Raw genomic sequence first — 25,905 nt, forward strand, 5'->3', positions numbered from 1 at the left:
CCGTATATATGAGAATCATTTTCATGGGCACCCCCCATTTTGCCGTTGCCTCGCTCGATGCGCTGATAAGCGCAGGTTGCAATATTGTTGCCGTTATAACGGCCCCCGATAAACCGGCAGGCCGCGGCAAAAAAGTAAGCCAGTCGGCAGTGAAAGAGTATGCCGTAGCCAACGGACTAAAAGTTTTACAGCCCGAAAAACTGAAGAACCCCGAATTTTTAGCAGAACTGGAAGCCCTAAAAGCCGACCTTCAAGTTGTAGTAGCTTTCAGGATGTTGCCCGAAGTTGTTTGGAATATGCCGCCAAAGGGTACCATCAACCTGCATGCATCGTTACTGCCGCAATACCGAGGCGCAGCCCCTATTAACTGGGCCATCATCAATGGCGAAAAAGAAAGCGGCGTAACCACCTTTTTGCTCACGCATGAAATTGATACCGGGCACATCCTGTTCACCGAGAAAGTAACCCTGCATGGTACCGAAACCGCCGGCGACCTGCACGATAAATTGATGAATAAGGGCGCGGGCCTATTGGTAAAAACCGTAAAAGGCATCGAAAGCGGCCGCTACAGCCAGCACCCGCAAGAACATCTTATAGAGAATATTGAATTAAAGCATGCCCCTAAAATATTCAAGGAGGATTGCATTATAGATTTTGACAAACCGGCGCAACAGGTTTGCAACTTCATCCGCGGCCTTAGCCCCTCGCCTGCAGCATTCACAACCATAGAGGGCAAAACGTTAAAGGTATTTTACGCCACCCCAGAAATAACCGACCCGGGTCTGGATCCCGGTGCTTTCGTAACCGACAACAAAACCCACCTAAAATTTGCCGCTACTGATGGCTACGTAAGCGTAACCGACGTGCAACTGGAAGGCAAAAAGCGTATGGGTATAGAGGAGTTTTTGAGGGGGAATAAGTTTTAAGGAGTGTGATGAAAAGGCTGGTTTTAATCATTTTGCTGTCAGCCATCGGTTGCAGCGTTTTTGCACAATCCGCCCCTGACAGCTTAATAGCCAGCCTTATAAATGCTGCCTCTCGTGAACGTGTGAACCCAAAAGCGAAATTCTATTATTTGTACAAAAAAGGGGTAAATATCGAATTTGATAAATGGGATTTTGATATCCTGCAAAACGAAAAAGAACTTTTAAAGGATGTACCTGTACATGATTTTATAGAAGCAATTGAAAACGATACCTCATCTATTGATTGGAGCAATTACCACCTCACTAACGCAAAATGCGTGCTGCAAAAGCCAGTTAAATATTCGTATAGCTATAAAATAACAAAAATTGTGGCTTACAAAGCTCCCGATTCTGTGGTACAGCAAATACGGGCAGACGGATACGTTCCATTTAGGTACAAAGGCAATATGTCCAAAAAACGTTATGAGAAAGAAATGAACAAGGCGCTTGAGCGATACGAAAAAGAGATGCCTGTTGAAGACAAAGACCTATACAGGTTTTCGAAACCCGTTTTTTCTAAAAACCGCAGATATGCCTTAATTTCCCTGAACGGGAGTGGTAGTGGTTGCCTCTATATTTTTAGATATACCGATGGCGCATGGGCGAAACTTTATAAGTTTAATTGCTGGGTGGTTTAGTTTAAGCTAAGCTTTTATATGCAAACACATATAATTAGTAGATTTTGCACCGATTATATGTAAAGGCATATAATTGGCATGAAAAAACAGACATAGCATCACGTATGTCCATGGTCGAAAATTAGTTGCAAATCTCTCTTAAAACGAATACTCTTTTATCCCCACCATCCAAAACCTTACCTTTGCCGTTTATTGTTTTGTGATGACCGAAGAGAACCAGAGAATAACGCAGCTGAAAACCGAGATACAGCCCCTGCGCGATCAATTGATAGCCCACCCGCTTTACCATAATATTAATACCCTGCCCGATTTGCATGCCTTTATGCAGCACCACATTTTTGCGGTTTGGGATTTTATGAGTTTGCTAAAAGCCCTGCAACAAAACCTTACCTGTACCACTCTACCGTGGATGCCCGTTGGTAATGCCAATACACGTTACCTGATAAACGAGATAGTAACCGGCGAAGAAAGCGACGTTGACCATACCGGCAACCGTACCAGCCACTTCGAACTCTACCTGGCCGCTATGGACCAGGCAGGCTGCGATGCTTCGGCGATACTTTCGTTATTTAAACAATTAAGTGTTCATGCTTCAGTAAACGATGCTTTGGCTAAAGCCGATATGCCCGTTGCGGCACGCAACTTTGTAAAGCACACATTCGATGTAATAGCGGCCAACAAAAATCACGTTACCGCAGCCGTATTCACCTTTGGCCGCGAGGACCTGATACCCGGCATGTTCATAGAAATGGTGAAGAAACTGAACGGGCAGCTACCCGGCAAAGTAGAGATACTGCTATATTACCTTGAGCGCCATATAGAGGTAGATGGCGACCACCACTCGCACCTCGCCTACCAAATGACCGCCGAACTCTGTGGTAACGACGATACCAAATGGCAGGAAGCCACAACCGCCGTCAAGGCAGCATTGCAGGCACGTTTAGCGCTTTGGGATGGTATTTTACAAGAGATGAAAGCGGAGGTTGTGGAATAGGTATCAAATTGGTATAATTGAATTATGCCTAACACCTATACCCAACTTTATATTCACTTTGTTTTCGCCGTTAAATATCGTGCAGCCCAGTTAGATTCTGAATGGGACGAGCGATTAAGGCTGTATATTGTAGCTATAACGCAAAACCATAGGCATAAAATGTTAGCCATTAACAACATGCCGGATCATTTGCACATGTTCGTTGGTTTAAATCCATCTCAATCGATCTCAGATCTGATGCGATTGGTAAAAGGTGAATCATCCGAGTGGCTTAACAAAGAAAAACTAACACGGAATAAGTTTCAATGGCAGGATGGCTACGGCGCGTTTAGCCATAGTAAATCACAGATTGATAATGTGGTTAAGTATATCCATAACCAGCAGCAACACCATCAAAAGGTTCGCTTTTTGGATGAATACCGAAAGATGCTCATTGATTTCGAAGTTGAATTTGATGAGCGGTATATTTTTAAAGAACTTGAATGAGTTTTGAACTTTCAAATCAAAACTTGCTAAGTCCTTACCCCGTTAGGGGTTAAAGCTTTGTAGAAAACCCAACATTATGTTTTCTTGCGCCGTAGGTGCAAAGCTTGAACTGCATGGCGGGCATAGACGAAAAGCATTGCACCTACGGCGCAAAGAATGTTTGGTTCAGGGTGCTACAAAGCTTTTACCCCTAAAGGGGTAACCTATTACAATCAATGATTTTATACAACTCATTCCCGACCCCGTTTAGGGGCCTAAGCTTTGTAGAAAAAAGATCATAAATAATTGCGCCGTAGGTGCAAAACTTTAGCGTATCTGCCTAGCATCAACACAAAGCATTGCACCTACGGCGCAAGAAACTGGGGCGAGCAATGTTCTACAAAGCTAATACCCCTAATGGGGTAACCGGCAATGCTCTTTTACACGTCGTGCTATTTTATCTTACTCGTAAATACTCGCTGCCATCAAAATATTAGCAAATACTTTCCAATCAACATTGGCAGGCATGGGTAATTGCATATTCCGGTAATACCCATCCATATCTTCTGTCCAGGCGGCAATGGCGCCAAGGTAATCCTTAAGCGTAACGTTCTCCCAATCCTCGGGATGCTCTCCCAGGTTTTTTAATAGCAATTGGGTAAACTCAACAAAATCTTCGCGGGTTTTAATGGTTTCCAGTTTATCTGCTGCTTCGTCCATACCCCGTTACGATGCCTTCTCCACCGGCGAATCGAACCTTTCTACCGAGGTGATGCCTTTTATCAGCATTATCTTTTTGGTAAGGTTGTTCAAGTGCTCGGTATCGTTCACATAAACCATTATCGAGCCCTCAAATATCCCGTTATCACTATCCACAGTAATACTGCGGATGTTCACCTTAAAATCGTTAGATATTACGGTGGTAAGCTTGTTGATCAATCCCACCTCATCTATGCCACGGATGCGCAGGCCTGTCAGGAAGGCCAACTCTAATTGTTTGGTCCATTTGGCTTTTACAATACGGTAGCCGTAGTTGGCCATTAGTTTGGCAGCATTAGGGCAGTTGGTACGGTGTATCTTGATACCATCACTTACGGTTACAAAGCCAAATACATCATCGCCCGGTATGGGGTTACAACAATTGCTCAGCTTGTAATCTATCTTCTGCATATCCTCGCCAAAAAGCAGCACGTCGCTGTCTTTGGTTTTTATGCTGCGTACGATAGACTGCAGCTGATCGGCCTCTATCTTATCCTGCGGCTTAGCCTCTATAACTTTTTCGGATGCCTGGTATTCTTTCAGGTCCTTCATGTCAATAAGGCCTTTGGCCACATTGTAGAAAAGGTCCTGTGTAGAGGCAAGCTTAAAGAAGTAGCTCAGCTTATGAATATTCTCGGAGTTGTAGGTAATCTTCAGCGATTTCAGCTTACGCTCCAGTATCTCCTTACCATCTTCGGCTATTTTGCGTTTCTCCTCTTTTAAGGCCGACTTAATTTTGGCTTTTGCCTTGGCCGTAACCACAAAACTCAGCCAATCCTCTTTTGGCGTTTGTTTGCCCGAGGTGATGATCTCTACCTGGTCGCCGTTTTGCAGTTTGTGGCTCAGGGGCACCAGTTTGTGGTTTACCTTGGCACCTATACAGCTTGCGCCTACATCGGTATGTATCTCAAAGGCAAAATCGAGCGCGGTGGCATTCAGCGGCAATTGTATCAGGGCACCTTTCGGCGTAAAAATGAATATCTCATCGCTGAAGAGGTTCATCTTGAAATCATCCAGGAAATCCAACGCGTTCGAATCCGGGTTCTTCAGCATATCGCGCACCTTTTGTACCCATTGGTCGAGCCCGCTATCGGTGGTCGATTCTTTGTACTTCCAGTGCGCGGCGAAACCCTTCTCGGCAATTTCGTTCATGCGCTTGGTGCGTATTTGTACCTCAACCCATTGCCCGCGCGGACCCATTACGGTGGTGTGCAAACTTTCGTAACCGTTAGCTTTGGGCGACGATATCCAGTCGCGCAGCCTGTCGGGGTTAGGGCGGTACAGGTCGGTGATGATGGAATAAGCCTTCCAGCAGTCGGCCTTCTCGCTCTCGGGCGTGCTATCCAAAATAATACGGATGGCAAAAAGATCGTACACCTCTTCAAATGGTATCGATTTCTTTTTCATCTTATTCCATATCGAATGGATAGATTTTGGCCTTCCGAAAACATCGGCGTGGAGTTCCTGATCGGCAACAACCTTTTTTACCGGCTCAATAAAATCGCGGATGAATTTTTCTCGTTCCGCCTTCTTTTCGTTCAGCTTAACTTTAATAAACGAGTAAGTTTCGCGCTCCATGTATTTCATGGAGAGGTCTTCCAATTCCGACTTTATGGCATACAACCCCAGCCTGTGTGCCAAAGGGGCATATAGGTAAACGGTTTCTGAAGAGAGCTTCAGCTGCTTATCGCGCGGCATAAACTCCATGGTGCGCATGTTGTGCAGGCGGTCGGCCAGTTTTATCAGTATCACCCTCACGTCATCGGCAAGGGTAAGCAGCATCTTACGGAAATTCTCGGCCTGCAACGAGCTGTTGGTATCAAACACGCCCGATATTTTGGTAAGGCCATCGATAATTTTGGCTACTTTTTTGCCAAACTCCATCTCAATATCTTCCAGCGTTACGTTGGTATCTTCTACCACATCGTGCAGCAGGGCGCATACGATAGATGTTGTACCCAACCCAATTTCTTCGGCAGCAATTTGCGCCACCGCTATAGGGTGGTATATATAAGGCTCACCGCTTTTACGGCGCATATCTTTATGGCTCTCCAGGGCCATATCAAAGGCCTTGCGGATCATGCGTTTGTCGCCCTTTTGCAGGGTTGATTTACTGGCGCGTAGCAAGGCCCGGTAGCGTTTTAGTATCTCCGTTTTCTCGGCTTCCAGGTCAATCACTAAATCTTTCATGTATAGGCTAATAAGTGCTATATATTCATCAACTTGCAACAATATTTATTATTGCAGGTTGATATAAAAAATGAAATAAAATGCGTTAATTTTGTGTTCAAGTAAATATATGAAATTTATTGCTTTTCTGCTTGTATTTTGTTGCTTGTGCGGCGCTTTAAAAGCGCAGGTAGAAAAAACTGCCCTACCCGTAACACTGGGCAAAAATGATACCATCAAAACGCTCATGACAAAGCTTGATGGCGAATTAGTGCCCTGGATAGTTACGCCCGAGGTACGCATTGTTGATACCCGCATTTTTGCCAGCGCGCAGGATAGGGCCAACTTTTACCGTTTGCGCTACAATGTACTTAAAGTACTGCCTTACGCCCAATTTGCGGGCAAACGCTACCGCCAGCTACAGCGCGACCTGGCTATGACAGCCGACAAAAAGCAGCAAAAAGAACTAATGAAAGCCTGCGAAGCAGAAGTAAAAGGCATTTTTAACAAACAAATTAAAGACCTCACTATAACACAGGGCGAAGTACTCATCAAACTCATTAACCGCGAAACCGGCAACACCAGTTTTGCCATGGTGAAGGAGTTGAAAGGCGGCTTTAATGCCTTTGTTATCCAGTCGGTAGCGAAAATATTCGGGCACGACCTGAAAGAGACTTACGACCGGGAGGAGCAGCGGGATATCGAAGCGATACTTCAATCCGCAGGCTACAACCCCAGCTATAATTAATGGATACTCAGAACATCTACAAGTTTAACGTGCAAACGTTGAACGGCAACTCCGTTACCCTGTCCGACTATAAAAACAAAGTACTGCTCATCGTAAACACCGCATCCGAATGTGGTTTTACCCCGCAGTTGAAAGACTTGGCCGCCCTTAAAACCGAATTTGAAGGGCAGGATTTTGAGATATTGGCTTTCCCGTCTAATGACTTTGGCGGGCAGGAACCCCTCGAGGGCCAATCTATAGCAGCCTTTTGCAGTATTCAGGGCAGCAATTATCCTGTATTCGATAAAATACGTGTGCGTGGCCCCTATGCCGACCCGCTTTATAAATTCCTGAGCGATAAAAAAGAGAATGGGGTGCTAAGCTCTGCCCCGCGATGGAACTTTCACAAGTATTTGATAGGCCGCGATGGCAGGGTTGTTGATTACTTTTTTCCGTTCACCAAACCAACATCATCCAAAGTAAGAAAAAAGATACAGCGCTTGCTGGCGCCGGCTGATGTTGCTTCAAAATAAATTTATGTTGAAATTAGATATATTAGTTTTGCCCGTACACCCGGATGACGCCGAACTTGGCTGCGCCGGTGTAATACTTAAACACTTGGCCATGGGCCACAAAGTGGGTATTGCCGACCTCACCCGCGGCGAATTGGGTACCCGCGGCACTGCCGAAATACGCTTACAGGAAGCCACCAAAGCTGCCGAAATACTTGGCTTAACCGTTCGCGAGAATTTGGAATTGCCCGACGGCTTTTTTGAGAACACCAAGGAATATCAACTAAAGGTAATTGCCGCCATACGCAAATACCAGCCCGAGATAGTAATCACCAATGCCTATCATGACCGCCACCCCGACCATGGGCGCGCGAACGAGTTGGTTGAGGCTGCCAGCTTCCTTTCAGGCTTGCGCCGTATAGAAACCTTTGATGCCGATGGCAACGCACAGGAACCATGGCGCCCAACACAGGTGTTGCATTTTATACAGGACCGTTACATTAAACCCGATATTTTGGTAGACGTTACCGAGTATTGGGATACAAAAATAGCCAGCGTATATGCATACGCTTCGCAGTTCCACAATCCGGAGTATAAAGAGGACGAGCCGCAAACCTACATCTCCTCGCCCGATTTCATCGAACAGATAAACGGCCGCGGCCGCGAATACGGCAAAAGCATCAATGCTAAATATGCGGAGGGCTTTACTTCGAGGAAGATATTAGGAGTGGATAATTTGTTTGAACTCCGGTAGGAGGAGTTCGAAAGTCCGTATGTCGGAAAGTCCGAAAGACGGATTTGCCGACACACGGATCCTACTTCCGGACTTTCGGTCTTTCCCGACTTTCGGACTAAAAACAAGGATGCCGCTCTTATGGAGCGGCATCCTTGTTTTTAAACGCCTACGTATTCAAAGCGGTTATGTTCGTTGCTTCTTTCGCGTTTCAGTTTGTTCTCTTTAGCAAGCTTTAGCAGTATGCCCGATAACTCTGAAGTTTTGAAATCCGAATCGAACTTTTCTTTGCAATAGTCGGCAATGGCCGATATAGAGTGCGGGGTGCGGAAAAAATCGCTGCTAAGCAATTGGTTCAGCACTTTGGTTGCACCCGGTTTTTTGCGCCTTTGGGGGGAAAGGCTCTGTTGGTCGTCATTTTCTGCTGTGGCTTTGCGCGCCCTCTTATTGAAAACTTCTGATCCTTCCGCTTCCACCCGCTCCGATTCCATTATCTCGTCTAAAAGCCTGTCTACAACTCTCACTTGCACTGCTTCAGACTGGAAAGAATTAACAACTTCTGCTATCTCCACAAGTTGTTTTTTTAATTTTTCAATGTGTCTGTTCATCCTAAAATGTAACCCTGTTTGTATATAATTATAAGTCGATGTTTTACAATACGTTAATTATTCCAACTATGTAACAGCATAGCGTTATATAATAATTAATAATATATATAATAACGCTATACCGCGATTATAGTATATTCAAAATAAAAAAAGCGCCTGATGGTGAGAAATCAGGCGCTTGTAGCAATATTATTACATTGATATTATAGCGTGGGCAGTATTTTTTGAATGTTAAATAAGCCCTCGTCAATGTGCTCTTTCTCCATAATAAGCGCCGGGCGGAAACGAATGCTGCGTTCGCCGCAGCCCAGGTACATAATATTGTCTTCCAATCCTTTAGCTATTAATTCATTGCGGGTTTCGGCATCAGGCAAGTCGAATGCGGTTATCAAACCTTTGCCACGCACGTTGCTGATGAGGCCTGTTTTGGCGGCAATATCCAGCAAGCCGTTCTGCAAGTAATCCCCTGTTTCGGCTGCTTTATCGCAAAGTTTATCTTCCTCAATAATTTCCATAATTTTTGCCGAGCGCACCATATCAACCAAGCTGCCGCCCCAGGTGGAGTTTATGCGCGAGGATACTTTGAAAACGTTACCTTCTACCTCGTCAACCCGGTTGCCAACCAGTATACCGCACACCTGCATTTTTTTACCGAAGGCAATAATATCCGGGCGGGCTTTTTCGCCAAAGTGCTGGTGCAGCCAAAACTTACCGCTTAGCCCCACGCCGGTTTGCACTTCATCGTATATCAGCATAGCCTCGTACTCATCGGCCAGTTGGCGCAATTGCTCTAAAAACTCGCGGCGTACGTGCTTATCTCCCCCTTCCGACAGGATGGGTTCTATAATAATAGCGCAGATATCATCCGGGTTATTGGCAAAGGCAGTGCGTATCTCGGCAACGGTTTTCGCTTCGCGCAGGGCAAGGTCAACAATATTATTCTCGTTAAGCGGATGCTGTATTTCGGGTAGCGATACGCGTGGCCAATCGAACTTGGCAAACCACTTAGTTTTTACGGGCTGGGTATTGGTAAGGCTTAAAGTATACCCCGAGCGCCCGTGGAAAGCATTTTGAAAATGCAGCACCTTGTGGCCTTTTTCCTGCGTGTGGCCCTTGGCGAAGTTCTTTTGAACTTTCCAGTCCATGGCAACCTTTAGCGCATTCTCAATGGCAAGCGTACCGCCGGCTATAAAAAAAGCATGCGGCAAATAATCGGGTATGCCCATACGCGAAAAGGTATCTGTAAATTGAGCGTATTGCTCGGTATAAATATCCGAGTTGCTGGGGTTGGTTAAGGCGGCCAGCATGAGGTTCTTTTTAAAGGTTTCGTCGGCCAGCATTTTGGGGTGGTTGTAGCCTAAGGGTACAGATGCAAAGCAGGTGAAGAAATCGAGCAGGGTGCGGCGGTGTTTAGAATCGTAAATGTGTACACCCTGGCTTTTTTCCATATCAAAAGTAAGGTCGAACCCATCGGCCAATATATGCTTGCTCAGGGTTTCCTGTACGTTCTGCGGAGTGATCTGTAAGTGGTTCATAAGCATAATTTAGTTTTACCAAATCTAACAAAAAGGGCTAAACAACAATAATTTAAAGGTTTTTGAACCGATTGGCAAAAAAGTAACTTTAAATTATTTAAACATAGTTTTTGAACCAAAGCCGTTTTTAGTATGGATGAAAAAGATGTGCAGGTGTGCAAATTTCAGATGTGCAAATGCTTGGAAACGGCATTTTTTGAATAGAAAACTTACCACCATGTCATTGCGAGCCGCAGCGGGAAGGGGCGAGCGCAAGAGCGGCGTGGCAATCTCAGATGCAGATCCAACATGCAAAGCTGTAACGCTTGGCTCGGAGCCGCCACGCTATTAATCGCCATGAAGAAGGGCTTAAAATTTTTCTTTCATCCCCATCAGTCCCCATATTCCCCCGGTATGGATAGCCAGTATTTTATCCCCGGCTTTAAAGTGATCTTTCGCCGCCAGGTCATACAAAGCATAGAGCATTTTCGCCGTATACACAGGCTCAATCAATACCCCCGTTTTAGCAACAAAGGTTTTGATGAATTGGATAAGATCGGGCGTGGTTTTGGCGTAACCGCCGAAGTGGTAGTCGAGGTGCAGGTCGTAGTCAACGGGCTTGCTTAAGTAGCTATCTATCTCATCCCTCATAAAACCGCCATTCTTAAAAACAGGGATAGCATTAAAACGAGTACTTAGCTGATGCTTGCTTATCCCGTTGATGATACCTGCGGCAGTAGTGCCCGTACCACAAGCACAAAATATGTGGGTGTAGGTATCGGTTAGTTCATCAACCAGTTCGCTGCAGCCTTGCGCACCTTCGGCAGATGCGCCACCTTCGTCAATAAAAAAGGCATCGGCATTATTGCCAAAGTGCTTCTCAAATAATGCAGGCTTGTCGCGGTAGCTGTCCCTATCGGTAAATAGCAATTGCATGCCATGCAGGCGGCACATAAACAGGGTATCGTTTTCTACTTCTTCGCCCCGCACAATGCCTGTCGACCTAAAGCCAAACTTTGCAGCGGCCGCAGCGGTTGCCAGTAAGTGGTTAGAGTACGCCCCGCCAAAAGTTATCAGGTGCGTTTTGCCCTCATCCTGCGCCTTTTGCAACAAATATTTCAGCTTGCGCCATTTGTTGCCCGATATCAAAGGATGTATCATATCATCGCGCTTGATGTATACCTCAATGCCCTTTGCCTCGAATAACGGGTCGGTTATTTGATGGATAGGGCTGAAAATATCGAGGGCGATGTGCATGAGGCGAATTTAGAGAAAATCCGTCACCATCCTTCAGATTGAAAATAGCTTACGCCCGGGTAATTTCTATATATTGCGGTATGGGAGACATATTCGAAATATGGTGGCGAGGCCTTTCGATCGGCACGTTCGAAGTAATCACAATTGATATGTGGTATAGGGATGGCATATTCCGGCCTGATAATTCTCCTAAAGCTCTGCAATTTGAGACAATTGTTAATTCTTTCAAGATCGCGGAAGTCACAAAAGATCCGACAAAAGGGACGCGCATCCTATTACGTTCTAATGTAACCGAAATTAATGCATTGGTTATAGCCTTGGAGAATGCCACTCTTTCCGTTCGGCTGATCATGGATGAAAAAGCTATCAAATGGCTTATCGACAATGTGCATTAATGGATAAAACGCCTCAATAGGTTATATACTGCACAGTGCTGCCCATAGCGATGGGTTTGAAACCCATCGCTATGGGCAGCACGAATTTTTCTTATTTTTGCGCCATGGCAGAGGATACCCTATTAATTGAAAGCGAAGAGCAGGATCTTTTTGAACACTTGCGCGTGGTAGTTGATAAAGGGCAATCGCTGTTGCGGATAGATAAGTTTTTGATGCACCGCATCGAGAATGCATCGCGCAACCGCATACAAAATGCCATTGATGCGGGTAACGTTCTGCTGAATGATAAGCCTGTTAAAGCCAGTTACAAGGTAAAGCCTTTTGATGTTATATCCGTAGTACTACCACACCCTCCACGCGATACCGAGGTTTACCCCGAGAATATTCCCATCAATATCGTATACGAAGACAACGATGTGCTCATCGTGAATAAAGACGCCGGCATGGTGGTACATCCCGGCTACAACAATTACACCGGCACGCTGGTGAATGCATTGGTTTACCATTTTCAGCAACTGCCTACCCTGCCGGGTAACGATGGCCGCCCGGGACTGGTGCATCGTATAGACAAAGACACCTCTGGGCTGCTGCTCATCAGCAAGAACGAGCGCAGCATGAACTACCTGGCCAAACAGTTTTACGACCATACCATTAACCGTCGCTACATTGCCCTTGCCTGGGGCGATATTACCGAAGATGGCACCGTTACCGGCTACATTGGCCGCAGCGTTGCCGACCGCCGAGTAATGTCGATATACGACGACCCCGAGAAAGGCAAATGGGCCGTTACGCATTATAAGGTATTGGAACGCATGGGCTATGTAACCCTGATAGAGTGCAAACTGGAAACCGGCCGCACCCACCAAATACGCGCCCACATGAGGCATATAGGGCACCCCTTATTCAGCGATGCCACGTATGGGGGCGACAAAATTTTAAAGGGGACCGTGTTCAGCAAATACCGCCAGTTTGTAGAGAATTGTTTCGAGCTGATGCCACGCCAGGCTCTGCATGCACAGTCGCTGGGATTTTTGCATCCTTCGCTTAAGAAGGATATCTACTTTGAAGCGCCGCTACCTGCTGATTTTGAAGCCGTTTTAGATAAGTGGCGTCGCTACAGCGCTGTGGATATGAAAGACGAAAATTGATGCTTTAGAACAAAACACATTTCTGTGGGTTTGTAAACGAAATTATATCATTGAGTTGATAATTTTTTAAGTTTGCACATGTTAATTAAGGGGAGCATTCTCCAGTTGAAAAGCATATATCTAAAGAAATTAAAGGGAGCTTATCTCAAGTCTAACGTCTCAAATATTATATCTGCCCCATGTCTCCCAGGTACATCAATTTTAACGGCGAAATACTTCCTGAGGATAGCATATTGCTTACCATTGGCAACCGTGGTTTTAAATATGGCGACGGCTTATTTGAGAGCATGCGCCTGATGAAGGGCAAACTGCAATTTGCCGAATTGCATGCCGACCGCCTGCAACGCGGCATGAAAGCCCTGAAGATAGATGGCTACTCGCAAACCGATACCTGGTTTCTGCGCGAGCAGGCAGAGATGTTGGCCCGGCGCAACAAGATACGCCACGGGCGCATTCGCCTTACCGTATACCGCGATGCTGAAGGGCTTTATACACCAAGCCAAAACAAAATGGGCTTTTGTATGGAGATAAGCCCGCTGGAAGAACCACGTTATTTCCTGAACGAGCGCGGGCTGATCATGGATATTTTTGGCGAACTGCCCAAGCCGCTTAACTACCTTTCTTCTATAAAAACCTGTAATTCGCTGCAGTATGTAATGGCAGCACTGTACAGGCAACAAAATAAGCTCGACGAAGTTTTTCTGCTAAATGCCAATGGCTTTTTGTGCGAGGCCGGCGCGGCGAATATTTTTGTTTGGTACGAGAATCATTTATACACCCCCGCCCTTAGCGAGGGTTGTGTAGAGGGCGTAATGCGGCAGGTGGTAATAAACCTTGCGCAGGATAACAACATCCCCGTAACCGAAGCACAAATAAACCCAGAGATACTAAACCAGGCCGACGAGGTGTTTTTAACCAATGCCACCAGCGGCATACAATGGGTAATGGGCTACGGCGTAAAACGCTACTTCAACCGGGTTAGTAAAGGGTTGATGGATGAGTTGAATAAGTTGTAGGCAGGAATGTCGTCAAAATCGTCGCCAGTTTTTTTGAGAAAGCTACTTTAAAACCAGTTGGCGTACTTCTCCTTGATCTCATCAAGCGATATTAGGTTTTTGTCGTCTTCGCTTTCTTCATATGCATCAAGAACGCCCAATTGCTGCTCAGGTGTAAGCGAGTCCCACAGCGGGTTACCATTTTTCAGAGTTTGAGTCATATAGCATAAAAATACGTTTTTAATACAATTAAACCGTTGGCTATTCATACCTTTGCCCTTTCGCACTATTGGAATATATTATAAAATAATTAATACCTTTGGAGGGTTAATTTAACATTATGCCTGTACAGGAAACCATTGCGTTGGTAAAGAAGATTTTCGAGGCTTACCTCGAAAATAAAAGCCTCCGGAAAACCCCCGAGCGCTTTGCCATACTGGAAGAGATATACTCTCGTACCGACCATTTTGATGTGGAGAGTTTATATATCCACATGAAAAACAAAAAATACCGTGTTAGCCGCGCTACGGTATACAACACCCTTGAACTTTTAGTATCGTGCGACCTGGTTACCAAGCACCAGTTCGGTAAAAACATGGCCCAGTTCGAGAAATCGTATGGCTATAAACAGCATGACCACATCATCTGCATCGATTGCGGTAAAGTGGTGGAGTTTTGCGACCCGCGCATCCAGCAAATTCAAAGCATGATGGGCGATATCCTGAAATTTGATATCAAGCACCACTCGCTAAACCTATACGGTAACTGCACCAAACTGCGCGATGGAAATTGCGACCGCAAGGTATCGTAACCCAAACATCTGAACGAATTTATTTTTTTAACATTACTACCATATAAGATATTCATTTAATGGCTGTTGACGTATTATTGGGCCTCCAGTGGGGCGACGAAGGAAAAGGAAAAATTGTTGACGTACTGAGCGCAGGTTACGACCTGATAGCCCGTTTCCAGGGCGGGCCGAACGCCGGGCATACTTTGGAGTTCGAAGGCAAAAAATTTGTGTTGAACACAATCCCTTCGGGCATTTTCTTCGATAACACCATGAACCTTATTGGTAACGGTGTAGTGATAGACCCTATCACCCTAAAAAAAGAGCTGGATAAACTAAAGGATGCCGGGCACGACCTGTTGGCAAAAGGCAACCTGATGATAGCTAAAAAGGCCCACCTGATATTGCCTACCCACCAGTTGCTTGATGCTGCATCGGAAAAAAAGATGGGCGACGGCAAAATTGGCTCTACCCTTAAAGGTATAGGCCCAACTTATATGGATAAAACCGGCCGCAACGGTTTACGCATTGGCGATATTACCCTGCCCGATTTTAAAGAGCGCTACCAAAAACTGGTTGACAAGCATACATCAATGCTGCAGGCCATGTATGGCGAAGTGGCTGATTTCAGCGAGCGCGAAACCTTATTCTTCGAAGCGTTGGAACTAATCAAACAATTCCCTCTGGTTGATAGCGAGCGTTTGGTTAACGGCTACATTAAAGATGGTAAAAAAGTATTAGCAGAAGGCGCACAAGGCGCTATGCTGGATATCGATTTTGGCTCGTACCCATTCGTAACTTCATCTAACACAACAGCAGCAGGTGCTTGCACCGGTTTAGGTATAGCCCCGCGCGAAATTGGCGACGTAATAGGCATATTTAAAGCTTATTGCACCCGCGTAGGCGGCGGCCCCTTCCCTACCGAACTGCATGAAGAAACCGGCGAAGAACTGCGCCGCATAGGCCACGAGTTTGGCGCTACCACAGGCCGCCCGCGCCGCACCGGCTGGATAGACCTGCCTGCCCTTAAATATGCCATTATGCTGAACGGCGTTACGCAACTGGTAATGACCAAAGCCGATGTATTAAGCGGTTTCGAAAAAATATATGCCTGCACACACTACAACTACTTAGGCGAACAGGTTGACTATATGCCTTACGATATTTGTTCGGTAGATGCAGTGCCCGTACTAAAAGAGATAGACGGCTGGCACGAAGACCTTACCGGCATTACCGAATTGGAGCAGATACCTGCCAAACTGCAAAGCTATATTGAGTATTTGGAAGCCGAACTGAACGTACCGATTAAATGGTTATCAGTTGGTCCGGATAGGAAACAGACTTTAGTGTTGCACTAAGCGATACCTCCCTATTCTGCTATCCCCACCGAAATTATAACGATAAACGTCTAAAGGCTCCGGACTCCGGGGCCTTTTTCTTTTACGGATAATTACTGTTATATTTAGGACGCAATCCTAAAACTTAAAACAATGCTTAAGCCCTCAACACTCAAAACCGTTTCATACATCGCCTTAGTTTGCTGCGTTCTCGGTGTAATTCTTGCCATCCTGGTAGCGCTTGTAGAACCTGACTTCCGCGCCTACCTCAGCATTATTTCCTGGGCATTACTAATATATTCCAGTTGGTTAGCCACCAGGCTTTCTACTTACGATTTATATGATGAAGACAGGAAAGAGCTTGGGTATTGTGTATACGGTATACTGGTACTTTTTGTGTTGTACCTTTCGGTAAATATTTCGCTCGGTATTATTGCCGCCGTTTACGTAACTGTGCGCTTACACAACCAAAAACGCGGGCTTCAGGCCTGGATGGAGGAGCAAGCCGCCGCAGCAGCAGCCGTCGTGGCCGTGGAAACTGTAAGCACTGATAGCCCTGTTATTGCGGTAGAAGACAACAACAAACCCGCCGAAAATTAATTGAATATCGAATGATAGGTTTACAAGCTAAATCCTATTGTACAAACACTATCCCATACAGGTTATAAAGGGCGTGTAATAGCGCCACCCACCAAAAGGCTTTGTGTCCGTTGGTGTGGCAGTATAAATACAAGTAATTCATGATGGTGCCGCCTACTAACATGGCCACAATATAAAGCGGGTTATAATAGTGGCTCAACCCGAACAAAACAGCCGGGATAAATAGTAGCAGATAATAATTGCTGATGCGTAATTTAAGCAGCAGTTTATTGGAGGCATATTGATAAACCAGTGTTTCTAAAAGCGGAGCAATTAATACGGCCAAAAACAATTGTTCCTGAATCGATTCTTTGTCGATGGGGTTACCCTCCAATCCCGGGAAAACATAAGTGCTGAGGTAATTGAAAAAGTAACCGTTAGCAATAGATAAGATGAGGCACAGGGTGAAAACCTTTACCAGCTTTATATTTTGCGGCGGCGCGGGTTCGGTGTATTCGGCAAGTTGGTTATCCATGGTTTAAGCTATCCTATGGTAAAAATGGTGTATTAATTTGGAAAACAAAAAGCATAGTTTAACCTTTGCCCTTTAATATTGCATCATCTCCCGGCAACTGTGACGTTCGAAATAGAAAACCCTGCACTCTTCAAGCAAAAAGCACTCGCCCGGGCGAACAACTTTGATACGGTTTGTTACCTCGATAGCAACAGCTACACCGACCCTTACGGCAAATTTGATACGCTGATAGCAATGGGTGCCAAAGCTGAACTAATTGCCGATGAAGGTAAAGCATTTGAGCAACTGGAAAAATTCCGCGAGGCTAACCCGGGCTACATCACCGGCTTCTTAGGGTACGACCTAAAGAACGAAACCGAAGACCTTTCTTCTGCAAATGCCGATGGGTTGCATTTCCCCGCCCTTTATTTTTTTGTGCCAGAAACGATTGTCATCATCAAAGGCAATACGGTAGAGATAATAGGGAAGGAAATAAACCTGGATGTGCCCCCGGAGAGATTCGAACTCTCGACCCAAACCGAAACCCATGCTTTGGTCGACATACATTCAAGGTTTACAAAACCCGAATATATCGAAGCCGTAGAAAGAATAAAAGCGCACATTATCCGCGGCGATATTTATGTAACCAATTTTTGCCAGGAGTTTTACGCTGAAGATGCGGAGATATCACCTTTAGATATCTTTAATAAACTCAATGCCCTATCGCCTACCCCATTCTCGTCTTTTTTTAAATGGAAGGGTAATTATATTATCTGCGCCTCGCCCGAACGCTTCTTAGCAAAACGCGGCAGCAAGCTGATATCGCAACCCATAAAAGGCACTGCGCGGCGCGATGATGATACTACGGTGGACCAAACCATTAAACACCAACTCCGCAACACACCAAAGGAACTGCAGGAGAATGTAATGATAGTTGACCTGGTGCGTAACGACCTCACCCACTCCGCCAAACCGGGTAGCGTGAAAACCGAAGAGCTATTTGGCATACATAGCTTTAAGCAGGTGCACCAAATGGTATCAACCGTAGTATGCGAGCTTCGCGATGATGTAAGCGCCGTACAAGCCATAAAAAACACCTTCCCGATGGGCAGCATGACAGGCGCACCCAAAATAAGCGCCATGCAACTAATGGAACGATACGAACGCAGCAAACGCGGCGTATACTCAGGCGCCATAGGCTACTTCGCCCCCGACGTCGACTTCGACTTTAATGTGGTTATACGCTCCCTGCTATATAATTCTGCCGAAAAATACCTATCGTTCCATGTCGGCGGCGCTATCACCTACCATGCCGATGCTGAAAAGGAATATGAAGAGTGTTTATTAAAGGCAAAGGCGATATTGGAGGTATTGGGCGTAAGCAACAAAATGTAGCTATTAAACGTTAATATTTGTATATTTACGTAAACGCAAAAAAAATGGCCATACAATATGTTTCAGATGATGCAGGTAACCCTACTGCCGTACTTGTGCCTATAACGGAATGGAACAGTATAGCGGCAAAACATGAAGACGTTCGGGTATTGATGCAGGAATCAGCGCAACCAAGATCGAAAAGAAAACCATCCGAATTCCGTGGCATACTCGACAAGGAAGTAGCAAAGCAAATGATGATCGATATTGAGAAAGACCGAAACGAATGGGAAAAACGTTTTTAATAGATACAAACGTTATTTTAGACTACACGGCCGATGTAATGCCCATTCAAATCGCCCGCTACCTTGAGGATATCCTTGACGAACAGGGTTTTTATATATCGGTAATTAATCGCATAGAATTATTAGGGCATATATCTGCAACTGAAGATCTGGCTATTTTTTTAGATACTGCTATCATTCACCATCTCACAGAGGAAGTAGTGGAACAAACAATTTCACTTCGTAAGATCAAAAAGATAAAACTGCCGGATGCTGTGATCGCAGCCACCGCAATAGTTCATGACCACATACTTATCACACGTAATATCCGTGATTTTCAGAATATCTCTGGTTTGAAGGTCATTGACCCATATAATATATAGGTTACCCTTCCACCACTAGCTTATCCCCCATCCTCACCGCTATATCTGAGCCATTGGCCCAAAAGGCAGATACGGGTTTTGCACTTAAGTATGGCACAAATGCATCGCCGTATAATTCGGCTATATCGGCATCGAATATATAATCGGTTACTTCTGCAACCTGCCACGATATGTGTTCTACCTGGTACTGCATGGTTTTGGTGTCAGTAAGGCGATTGTAACCCCAGTAGTGCTCAAAAATAAATTCTTCGGGGCTGCCGGGTTCTATTTTTACCAGGGCGTTGCGTACCGTTGCGCCGAGTTTATTCCATCGCCCTTTCAGCTTCCACTCGTATAAAAACTGCGTGTGGCTGTTGCCTTGTTTGGTAATGCTATGCCGCATGGGCAGCGCGCGGTAATGTTCTTTATACAAACCATTGGCAATAATTACAATGGCGGGTTTGGGCACTATTTCGCTGATGAATACTGCGCCGCGTTTCCACTCTGTGCCGTCGAAATGCTTTACATAAAAGCGCAGGTTCACTTCCTCAAAATCGGCATGAAAGGGCCATTTGATACCCATCACCCGCGTATCCTGAAATAGGAAGCCCACCATACTCACCAGTGCCTTGCCATCCCAAAGGTCAAGTTCTGTACCCGCAGGGAGGTATGGTTTCAATATGGCAGGGTCAACTTCGTAATTCAGCATTACCAGGTTTATCCATCGGGCGGTGAGGAATTGGCGTTTCGAGGCAGGCATGGTATGGGTTGGTCTTTATTGCAAAGATGGTTATTTAACCACAGAGAACACAGAGGGGGTACGCGGAGGTTCACAGAGTTTTTATAGATAAGGCTAATTGAGTGAACACGAATTGCACGAATTAAATCAAATTGTCACAAATTATAACCGATACGATTTGTGAAATTAGATTTAATTAGAAAAACTTCGTGTTAACTAAAAAGCCACAAAGAAAAATCTCTGTGGCTCTCTGTGTATAACTTTGCGGCCTCTGTGGTTAAATCACCACCAAGTTTATTGTTTCTTGTAATATTTCATTGCCTCAGGTATCAAACTCTGCAGGTTAGCTATGCGTGTGGCATCGCTGGGGTGAGTGCTTAAAAACTCAGGCTGGGCACCACCCTTGTTTTGGGCCGCCATGCGCTGCCAAAAGGCTACAGCTGCATTTGGGTCGTAACCCGCCATTGCCATAAAGGTAAGGCCTAATCTATCGGCTTCAGATTCTTGTGCTCTCGAATATTTTAATAATGCCAATTGGCCACCAACGCCATACAGCTGGCCTATGATGGCTTGTGTAGTTGCCGATTTACTACCTGCGGCTGCGCTAACTGCAGTACCGCCGGCTTGTAATGCCAACTGCTGCGACATGCGCTCAGCCGAGTGGCGGGCAATGGCGTGGCCGATCTCGTGGCCCATTACTACAGCAAGGCCGGCATCAGTTTGTGCCACAGGCAATAAGCCACTGTATACGGCTACTTTACCGCCAGGCATACACCAGGCATTCACTTCAGGGCTTTGTATCAGGTTAAACTCCCACTGAAAGCTGTATTGGTTGGCGTAACCGTTTGCGTTAAGGTAACGCTCGATAGCCGAGGCCAACTGTGCGCCAATGCGTTTTACACGCTGGGCATCGGTACCGCTGTTTATTACGGTTGTTTTAGGGTCTGATAATAGTTGTTTGTAGCTGGCGGCAGCAGCAGGGTTTATCTGGTCGTCGCCAACCAGTGATAGTTGCGAGCGGCCGGTGAGCGGCACGGTAGAACATGCGTAAAAAGTAATTGCCGTTACAGCGGCAAGTAGCAGGGGTTTAAATGCTTTCATGGTGTTTTAGGCGGTTGTTTTTTTCTTAAATAAGTTGACTTTCGACTCCTTACCCCTCAATAATCGCTCAATATTTTTTTGGTGTGTTACCAATATCAGCAGAAATATACACATGCCATAAATTACGACCGATCTTGTAGACACCGGGAAAATAAAAGTTACACCGATGGGATAGGTAAAACCTGCCGTAATAGAGGCCAGCGATACATATTGCGTTAATAACAATACTATTAAAAATACCAGCACGCAAAGTAAAGATGCCTGCAGGTTAATAGCCAATATCATTCCAAAAAGTGTGGCGACGCCTTTGCCGCCCCTAAAACCGGCAAATATCGGGAACAGGTGCCCCATTACGGCCGCAATGCCAAGTGCCAGCGAATAATTAACAAAGGCCACCGAGTGGTAGCCGCCTGTGGTTGATACACCTATAATGTAGGCCAGGTTGGTGGCCGTCCAGCCCTTTAGTATATCCAGCAGCATTACAGGTATGCCTGCTTTTTTGCCTAATACCCTGAAAGTGTTGGTTGCGCCGGCATTGCCGCTGCCGTATTCCCTAACATCAATGCCATAAAAGGCCTGCCCTATCCACACCGCTGTGGGGATAGAACCGAAACAATAAGCAAGAATAAGCGCTAAAATGGAGTAGATTGATAGCATCTGCCTGCAATAATATTAAATTGATGTTATATACCGCAATATATTCATTTATAATTTAACCGCTTTCAAACTAAGGTCTAAACTTTTTACCGAATGGGTAAGCGCCCCAACCGATACGTAATCAACACCGCAATCGGCATAATCGCGTATGTTATCGATGGTTATACCGCCCGATGCTTCGGTAATATACCTGCCCTCTATCATGCTAACCGCCTGGCGCAGGTTATCAAAACTAAAGTTGTCCAGCAAAATACGGTTCACCTTGCCGGTTTGTAAAACTTGTTCTAACTCATCAAGGTTGCGTACTTCAATTTCTATAGCCAGTTTTTTGCCGGTTTGCTCTAAGTAAGCATTGGCATTCTCAATAGCCTGCCTTATCCCGCCCGAGTAATCAACATGATTGTCTTTGATCAGTATCATATCGTAAAGGCCAATACGGTGGTTTACGCCGCCACCAATGCGCACAGCCCATTTTTCGAGGTAGCGCAGCCCGGGTGTAGTTTTGCGGGTGTCTAAAACTTTGGTATTGGTACCTTTCAGCAGGTCAACTATCTCATTGGTTTTGGTGGCAATGCCGCTCATGCGCTGCATACAGTTAAGTACAAGGCGTTCGGCTTTTAGTATGTTTTGGGCATCACCTGTTACAGTAAAAGCTACATCTTTAGGTTTTACTTCGGCGCCGTCTTTCAGGAAAATTTCCAGTTTAAAGTTGGGGTCAACCACGTAAAATATCTCTTCGGCCAATTCAACACCGGCCAGTATACCGGTGTCTTTTACCAACAATTGGGCTTTGCCCTGTGTGCCGGCCTCAATGGTTGATAGGGAAGTATGGTCGCCGTCGCCAACATCTTCGGCTAAGGCGTTAACTATAAATTGATGTATAAGTTGTTTGTCCAAACTTTTAAATTTTAAGCTTCAAAAGTAAGAACAATTGACGAGTAATTAGGTTTTTTCGGCTTCTATGCGTAGTTCTATCACCACCATTTGCTTATCAACCTCTTTCATGGTGTAAGCCACGCGGTATTTCCCTTTATCGGTTTGTAGCTGTAGCACAGTATAATTAACCGTTGCGCTGGAGTTTACACGATGCAGCACCGTGGCAGCTATTGGGCGGTTCTCCTTAAAAAATTTCTCAAGAATAAGTTCTGCCTGCGCTCTGGAATATACGTTGGTATTATCCGAAAGGCTTATATCAATATTGGCGGCAAAGTACTTGGCAAGTTCGTGCGCATTGCCTTGTTTAATCAGGTCGGCAATTTTATCTACCGGGCTGGCCAAACCAATGGCAGGCGCCAGTAAAAGCAGCAACAACAGGGGGCTAAGTTTTAGTTTCTTCATAGTATATAAATGACCGTTAAACTAAAGAAAGGCTGCACAAAAAATAAACCAGTTTTTAAGATTTTTAAATTATAATGTTTAAACGTTGCTTTTATATTTGCATTGTGGAAAACAGAAAAAAAGTAGCACTAATAATACTCGATGGCTGGGGTTACGGCCGCGAAGATGAATCGAATGCAATAGTGGCCGCCAACACGCCATTTTTCGATTCGGCATTAGCCAAATATCCAAATTCTAAACTCGAAGCTTCGGGGCTTGCCGTAGGCCTTCCCGAAGGGCAAATGGGCAACTCGGAAGTGGGGCACATGAACCTTGGCGCAGGCCGTGTGGTTTACCAGGAACTGGGCCGCATTAACAAAGCCGTTTCCGATAACGAGTTTGTGCAAAACGAAACCCTGCTGGAAGCATTTAACTATGCCAAAGCAAACAATAAAGATGTACACCTGATAGGTTTGGTGAGCGATGGCGGCGTACATGCCCACATTAACCACGTAAAAGGTTTGGTAAATGCTACCGAACAATTAGGCTTAACCAATGTATTCATCCACGCCTTTTTAGATGGCCGCGATACCGACCCTAACTCTGGTCTTGGTTTTATTGATGAGCTAAGCGCACATATTGCCACCACTAATGCGCAAATAGCGTCGGCCATTGGCCGCTACTATGCTATGGACCGCGATAACCGCTGGGAGCGTGTTAAAAAAGCATACGACCTGATGGTAAACGGCGAGGGCGAGGGCTCGCAGGATATCATCGCTTCTATCCAAAAATCGTACGATGAAGGTGTTACCGATGAGTTTGTGTTACCGATAGTTAAGGTAGACAACGAAGGTAAGCCTGTTGCCGTGATAAAAGAAGGCGATGTGGTTATTTGCTTCAACTTCCGTACAGATAGGGGCCGCGAAATTTCGCTGGCGCTTACGCAAAAGCCATTCCCGGAATATAATATGCACCCGCTTAATGTGCATTACGTAACCATGACCTCGTACGACGAGACATTTACAAACGTACATGTAGTGTTCCGTAAAGACGACCTCACCAAAACCCTTGGCGAAGTGCTGGAAGGCGCCGGCAAAAACCAGATACGTATTGCCGAAACCGAAAAATACCCGCACGTAACATTCTTCTTCAGCGGCGGCCGCGAAAAGGCCTTCGAGAACGAGAAACGCCTGTTAGTGCCATCGCCAAAGGTTGCTACTTACGATCTGCAGCCCGAAATGAGTGCTGAAGGCATCCGTGATGCGATCATCCCTGAGCTGATAGCTGAGTGGCCTGATTTTGTTTGCTTGAACTTTGCCAATACTGATATGGTTGGCCATACCGGCGTTTTCAGCGCGGTAGTAAAAGCTGCCGAAACCGCCGACGCTTGCACACAAGCGGTTGTAGAAGCTGGCCTGGCACATGGTTACTCGTTCATCATTATTGCCGACCATGGCAATGCTGATTACATGATAAACGAAGATGGCTCGCCAAACACCGCACACACCACCAACCTGGTGCCATGCATTGTTATAGATAAAGATATTACTGCTGTAAAAGACGGTAAACTGGGCGATATTGCCCCAACCGTTCTAAGCATATTGGGTGTAGCTATCCCCGAAGAAATGAGCGGTAATGTATTGGTATAAACCATTGCAAAAATATATCCTTTTTACAGGCGGCCTGTTGCTGTTGAGCATCGGGTACGCCTGTAAACCGGAAATAAAAGAAACCGGCGCCACCCTGAAATACTTCGACCTGAAGGAGTTTTTCAAAACAGATTCCATCCGCCTGGCCAAGCTGGCTCCCTCCATAAAAAAAACCGTTACCCACAACGGCGAAAGCGAAACCAAAACCGTTAAAATAGCTAATTGGGGACAGGAGTTTGGTTTATTCACTTCATCAGATATTAATAAACCAGCCTGGAAGGATAGTTACGCCGTACAGGAAAACGCCGACAGTTTAGTTTACACAGCCAAATTCCCCGAGTTAAAAACCCGCGAACTGGTTATCCGTAAAGTTAACGGACAGGTGAGCCGGGTGTATATACTCAATAAGGTACACAACCTTCTTTACAACAGTACTGAAAAACTTATTTACGAGCCCGGTAAATATTACCTGATAGAAAAAGACCAGAAAGTAAAGGTAATGGGCGAGAATGACTACCTTATTAAAGGTGAGTTTAACTAATGCTGCTTGCCGGTAGCGCTGGCCAATTTTTCTTTAGATACATCAAGCAACGAAGAAATATCCGACCTCCCCGGGTTTTCTGCCAACACCTTCTCCAAATCGGCAACCGATGCCCGTAGCGAATTTATCCCACGTGCTTTATCGTAGTTTTTTTGATTGGGTATCAGCTTAAACAAGCCGTACTCGCGGTAGGCTATTGCGCGGGTTTGGTAGCTTTTGGTTTGCTCGGTTGGGTCTATAGCAATAGCCTTCGTAAGGTCGAAGATAGCGCCAAGCAGGTATTTCTCCTTTTCATCAGGCGAGAGCTGATTATCTTTACCCAAATGCCCTTTAGCGCGTGCACGGTAATAGTAAGCTGTAGCGTCGGCCGGGTTTATAAAAATAGCTTTGGTGTACGATGCGATAGATTTGCGGTAATTTTCGCTGTGGTAGTATGAGTATCCCAGCATCCAATAGGCATTGGCGTTGGTAGAATCTATGAGACAAGCCTTTTCTAACTGAGCAACGGCGGCTTTAAAGTTACCGTCCATAAAAGCTTGCTGCCCAAGTTTAACATAGGCATTTTGTGCCGATGACTCGAGCGTAGTAAAAAACAATAAAGAAACTATTGCCGTTAGCCTCATCAAGTGCCTTGTATGTGTAACAAATTTGTACCTATAGTAACTCGCAATAGTATAAAATATTATACTAAGCACCTACATTTTTACAGGAAAAATTTTGGATAAATTTTGTTGGCGTGAGTCGGAAGCCTACTGGTTTCGAAGAATTATTTTCAATAATAA

The 25,905-nt window shown here is 45.4% G+C and carries 31 protein-coding genes; 18 read left to right on the forward strand and 13 right to left on the reverse strand.

Features of this window, described 5'->3' with window-relative positions; translation table 11 throughout:
* Positions 1 to 8: 8 nt before the first annotated feature.
* The 4 genes from fmt to tnpA all read left to right on the forward strand — a co-directional run bounded on the left by fmt (position 9) and on the right by tnpA (position 3,083).
* Positions 9 to 926 carry a methionyl-tRNA formyltransferase gene (fmt, locus tag BC343_RS15740; RefSeq protein WP_202909805.1) on the forward strand — a complete coding sequence of 306 codons (918 nt, stop codon included), beginning with the start codon at positions 9 to 11 and terminating at the stop codon, positions 924 to 926.
* A gap of 122 nt (positions 927 to 1,048) precedes the next feature.
* Positions 1,049 to 1,603 carry a hypothetical protein gene (locus BC343_RS15745; protein WP_162276881.1) on the forward strand — a complete coding sequence of 185 codons (555 nt, stop codon included), beginning with the start codon at positions 1,049 to 1,051 and terminating at the stop codon, positions 1,601 to 1,603.
* Between the two features lie 202 nt (positions 1,604 to 1,805).
* Positions 1,806 to 2,597 (forward strand): DUF3050 domain-containing protein, encoded by a 792-nt coding sequence (locus BC343_RS15750; protein WP_078348769.1) that lies wholly within the window; start codon positions 1,806 to 1,808, stop codon positions 2,595 to 2,597.
* Between the two features lie 24 nt (positions 2,598 to 2,621).
* Complete coding sequence (tnpA, locus tag BC343_RS15755; RefSeq protein ID WP_078348770.1) at positions 2,622 to 3,083, forward strand: IS200/IS605 family transposase; 462 nt, start codon at positions 2,622 to 2,624, stop codon at positions 3,081 to 3,083.
* Positions 3,084 to 3,524: 441 nt separating this feature from the next.
* Here tnpA and BC343_RS15760 read toward each other — a convergent pair whose 3' ends face one another.
* Positions 3,525 to 3,782, reverse strand: a complete 258-nt coding sequence (locus BC343_RS15760; RefSeq protein ID WP_078348771.1) for a DUF7660 family protein — start codon at positions 3,780 to 3,782, stop codon at positions 3,525 to 3,527.
* A 6-nt stretch (positions 3,783 to 3,788) separates the two neighbouring features.
* Positions 3,789 to 6,011: a RelA/SpoT family protein gene (locus BC343_RS15765; protein WP_078348816.1), complete on the reverse strand. Its 2,223-nt coding sequence runs from the start codon at positions 6,009 to 6,011 to the stop codon at positions 3,789 to 3,791.
* A 109-nt stretch (positions 6,012 to 6,120) separates the two neighbouring features.
* Between BC343_RS15765 and BC343_RS15770 the strand changes: the two genes are divergently transcribed.
* Genes BC343_RS15770 through bshB1 form a run of 3 tightly spaced genes read left to right on the forward strand, consistent with a single transcriptional unit; the run spans position 6,121 to position 7,983 of the window.
* On the forward strand, positions 6,121 to 6,738 hold the full coding sequence (locus tag BC343_RS15770) for a DUF4294 domain-containing protein (protein WP_078348772.1): 618 nt from the start codon (positions 6,121 to 6,123) through the stop codon (positions 6,736 to 6,738).
* The gene (locus BC343_RS15775; RefSeq protein WP_078348773.1) at positions 6,738 to 7,250 is read left to right on the forward strand and encodes a glutathione peroxidase; all 513 of its coding nucleotides are present in this window, start codon (positions 6,738 to 6,740) and stop codon (positions 7,248 to 7,250) included. The genes BC343_RS15770 and BC343_RS15775 overlap by 1 nt, the downstream gene beginning before the upstream one ends.
* 7 nt (positions 7,251 to 7,257) lie before the next feature.
* Positions 7,258 to 7,983, forward strand: coding sequence for a bacillithiol biosynthesis deacetylase BshB1 (gene bshB1 / locus BC343_RS15780; RefSeq protein WP_078348817.1), 726 nt, complete (start codon positions 7,258 to 7,260; stop codon positions 7,981 to 7,983).
* A 140-nt stretch (positions 7,984 to 8,123) separates the two neighbouring features.
* Here the strand turns inward: bshB1 and BC343_RS15785 are convergent, their stop codons facing one another.
* From BC343_RS15785 to BC343_RS15795, 3 genes are all read right to left on the reverse strand, one after another.
* On the reverse strand, positions 8,124 to 8,570 hold the full coding sequence (locus tag BC343_RS15785) for a hypothetical protein (RefSeq protein ID WP_078348774.1): 447 nt from the start codon (positions 8,568 to 8,570) through the stop codon (positions 8,124 to 8,126).
* Positions 8,571 to 8,773: 203 nt separating this feature from the next.
* Complete coding sequence (gene lat / locus BC343_RS15790; protein WP_078348818.1) at positions 8,774 to 10,105, reverse strand: L-lysine 6-transaminase; 1,332 nt, start codon at positions 10,103 to 10,105, stop codon at positions 8,774 to 8,776.
* A gap of 348 nt (positions 10,106 to 10,453) precedes the next feature.
* Positions 10,454 to 11,341, reverse strand: a complete 888-nt coding sequence (locus BC343_RS15795) for a 1-aminocyclopropane-1-carboxylate deaminase/D-cysteine desulfhydrase (protein WP_078348775.1) — start codon at positions 11,339 to 11,341, stop codon at positions 10,454 to 10,456.
* Between the two features lie 80 nt (positions 11,342 to 11,421).
* Between BC343_RS15795 and BC343_RS15800 the strand changes: the two genes are divergently transcribed.
* The 3 genes from BC343_RS15800 (at position 11,422) to BC343_RS15810 (ending at position 13,900) form a co-directional block, all read left to right on the forward strand.
* Entirely contained in the window at positions 11,422 to 11,736 is a 315-nt protein-coding gene (locus BC343_RS15800) for a hypothetical protein (RefSeq protein WP_078348776.1), read from the forward strand.
* A gap of 104 nt (positions 11,737 to 11,840) precedes the next feature.
* Positions 11,841 to 12,884 carry an RluA family pseudouridine synthase gene (locus BC343_RS15805; protein WP_078348777.1) on the forward strand — a complete coding sequence of 348 codons (1,044 nt, stop codon included), beginning with the start codon at positions 11,841 to 11,843 and terminating at the stop codon, positions 12,882 to 12,884.
* A gap of 179 nt (positions 12,885 to 13,063) precedes the next feature.
* Positions 13,064 to 13,900 (forward strand): aminotransferase class IV, encoded by an 837-nt coding sequence (locus tag BC343_RS15810; protein WP_078348778.1) that lies wholly within the window; start codon positions 13,064 to 13,066, stop codon positions 13,898 to 13,900.
* A 47-nt stretch (positions 13,901 to 13,947) separates the two neighbouring features.
* Here BC343_RS15810 and BC343_RS31040 read toward each other — a convergent pair whose 3' ends face one another.
* Positions 13,948 to 14,100 (reverse strand): hypothetical protein, encoded by a 153-nt coding sequence (locus BC343_RS31040; RefSeq protein WP_156088756.1) that lies wholly within the window; start codon positions 14,098 to 14,100, stop codon positions 13,948 to 13,950.
* A gap of 119 nt (positions 14,101 to 14,219) precedes the next feature.
* On the opposite strand from BC343_RS31040, the gene BC343_RS15815 reads away from it, so the two are divergent.
* From BC343_RS15815 to BC343_RS15825, 3 genes are all read left to right on the forward strand, one after another.
* Complete coding sequence (locus BC343_RS15815; RefSeq protein ID WP_078348779.1) at positions 14,220 to 14,690, forward strand: Fur family transcriptional regulator; 471 nt, start codon at positions 14,220 to 14,222, stop codon at positions 14,688 to 14,690.
* Between the two features lie 59 nt (positions 14,691 to 14,749).
* A complete protein-coding gene (locus BC343_RS15820) occupies positions 14,750 to 16,027 on the forward strand; it encodes an adenylosuccinate synthase (protein WP_078348780.1) in 1,278 nt (425 codons plus the stop codon).
* Positions 16,028 to 16,159: 132 nt separating this feature from the next.
* Positions 16,160 to 16,606, forward strand: a complete 447-nt coding sequence (locus BC343_RS15825; RefSeq protein ID WP_078348781.1) for a hypothetical protein — start codon at positions 16,160 to 16,162, stop codon at positions 16,604 to 16,606.
* 34 nt (positions 16,607 to 16,640) lie between these two features.
* On the opposite strand, the gene BC343_RS15830 is transcribed toward BC343_RS15825, so the two are convergent.
* Positions 16,641 to 17,120, reverse strand: coding sequence for a CPBP family intramembrane glutamic endopeptidase (locus tag BC343_RS15830; protein WP_078348782.1), 480 nt, complete (start codon positions 17,118 to 17,120; stop codon positions 16,641 to 16,643).
* Between the two features lie 99 nt (positions 17,121 to 17,219).
* Here BC343_RS15830 and BC343_RS15835 point away from each other — a divergent pair, with 99 nt between their 5' ends.
* The 3 genes from BC343_RS15835 to BC343_RS15845 are packed head-to-tail and all read left to right on the forward strand — an operon-like array spanning position 17,220 to position 19,140.
* Entirely contained in the window at positions 17,220 to 18,494 is a 1,275-nt protein-coding gene (locus BC343_RS15835; protein WP_078348783.1) for an anthranilate synthase component I family protein, read from the forward strand.
* 44 nt (positions 18,495 to 18,538) lie between these two features.
* Complete coding sequence (locus tag BC343_RS15840; protein WP_078348784.1) at positions 18,539 to 18,778, forward strand: hypothetical protein; 240 nt, start codon at positions 18,539 to 18,541, stop codon at positions 18,776 to 18,778.
* Positions 18,760 to 19,140, forward strand: a complete 381-nt coding sequence (locus BC343_RS15845) for a type II toxin-antitoxin system VapC family toxin (protein WP_078348785.1) — start codon at positions 18,760 to 18,762, stop codon at positions 19,138 to 19,140. The genes BC343_RS15840 and BC343_RS15845 overlap by 19 nt, the downstream gene beginning before the upstream one ends.
* A 1-nt stretch (position 19,141) precedes the next feature.
* On the opposite strand, the gene BC343_RS15850 is transcribed toward BC343_RS15845, so the two are convergent.
* From BC343_RS15850 to BC343_RS15870, 5 genes are all read right to left on the reverse strand, one after another.
* Positions 19,142 to 19,879, reverse strand: coding sequence for a YqjF family protein (locus tag BC343_RS15850; RefSeq protein WP_078348786.1), 738 nt, complete (start codon positions 19,877 to 19,879; stop codon positions 19,142 to 19,144).
* Positions 19,880 to 20,152: 273 nt separating this feature from the next.
* Positions 20,153 to 20,959 carry a M48 family metallopeptidase gene (locus tag BC343_RS15855; protein WP_078348787.1) on the reverse strand — a complete coding sequence of 269 codons (807 nt, stop codon included), beginning with the start codon at positions 20,957 to 20,959 and terminating at the stop codon, positions 20,153 to 20,155.
* A gap of 6 nt (positions 20,960 to 20,965) precedes the next feature.
* Positions 20,966 to 21,616, reverse strand: coding sequence for a glycerol-3-phosphate 1-O-acyltransferase PlsY (plsY, locus tag BC343_RS15860; RefSeq protein WP_078348788.1), 651 nt, complete (start codon positions 21,614 to 21,616; stop codon positions 20,966 to 20,968).
* Between the two features lie 48 nt (positions 21,617 to 21,664).
* On the reverse strand, positions 21,665 to 22,513 hold the full coding sequence (gene nadC, locus BC343_RS15865; protein WP_078348789.1) for a carboxylating nicotinate-nucleotide diphosphorylase: 849 nt from the start codon (positions 22,511 to 22,513) through the stop codon (positions 21,665 to 21,667).
* A gap of 45 nt (positions 22,514 to 22,558) precedes the next feature.
* Positions 22,559 to 22,954, reverse strand: a complete 396-nt coding sequence (locus BC343_RS15870) for a DUF4783 domain-containing protein (protein WP_078348790.1) — start codon at positions 22,952 to 22,954, stop codon at positions 22,559 to 22,561.
* 74 nt (positions 22,955 to 23,028) lie between these two features.
* Between BC343_RS15870 and gpmI the strand changes: the two genes are divergently transcribed.
* Both gpmI and BC343_RS15880 read left to right on the forward strand, forming a co-directional pair.
* Positions 23,029 to 24,582, forward strand: coding sequence for a 2,3-bisphosphoglycerate-independent phosphoglycerate mutase (gene gpmI, locus BC343_RS15875; RefSeq protein ID WP_078348791.1), 1,554 nt, complete (start codon positions 23,029 to 23,031; stop codon positions 24,580 to 24,582).
* A gap of 4 nt (positions 24,583 to 24,586) precedes the next feature.
* Positions 24,587 to 25,123 (forward strand): hypothetical protein, encoded by a 537-nt coding sequence (locus tag BC343_RS15880; protein WP_143822221.1) that lies wholly within the window; start codon positions 24,587 to 24,589, stop codon positions 25,121 to 25,123.
* Here BC343_RS15880 and BC343_RS15885 read toward each other — a convergent pair.
* Positions 25,120 to 25,746, reverse strand: a complete 627-nt coding sequence (locus BC343_RS15885) for a tetratricopeptide repeat protein (protein WP_078348793.1) — start codon at positions 25,744 to 25,746, stop codon at positions 25,120 to 25,122. The genes BC343_RS15880 and BC343_RS15885 overlap by 4 nt on opposite strands.
* Positions 25,747 to 25,905: the final 159 nt, after the last annotated feature.

It is taken from the genome of Mucilaginibacter pedocola (assembly GCF_002013915.1).
In the GTDB taxonomy this organism is placed as follows: Bacteria; Bacteroidota; Bacteroidia; order Sphingobacteriales; family Sphingobacteriaceae; genus Mucilaginibacter; species Mucilaginibacter pedocola.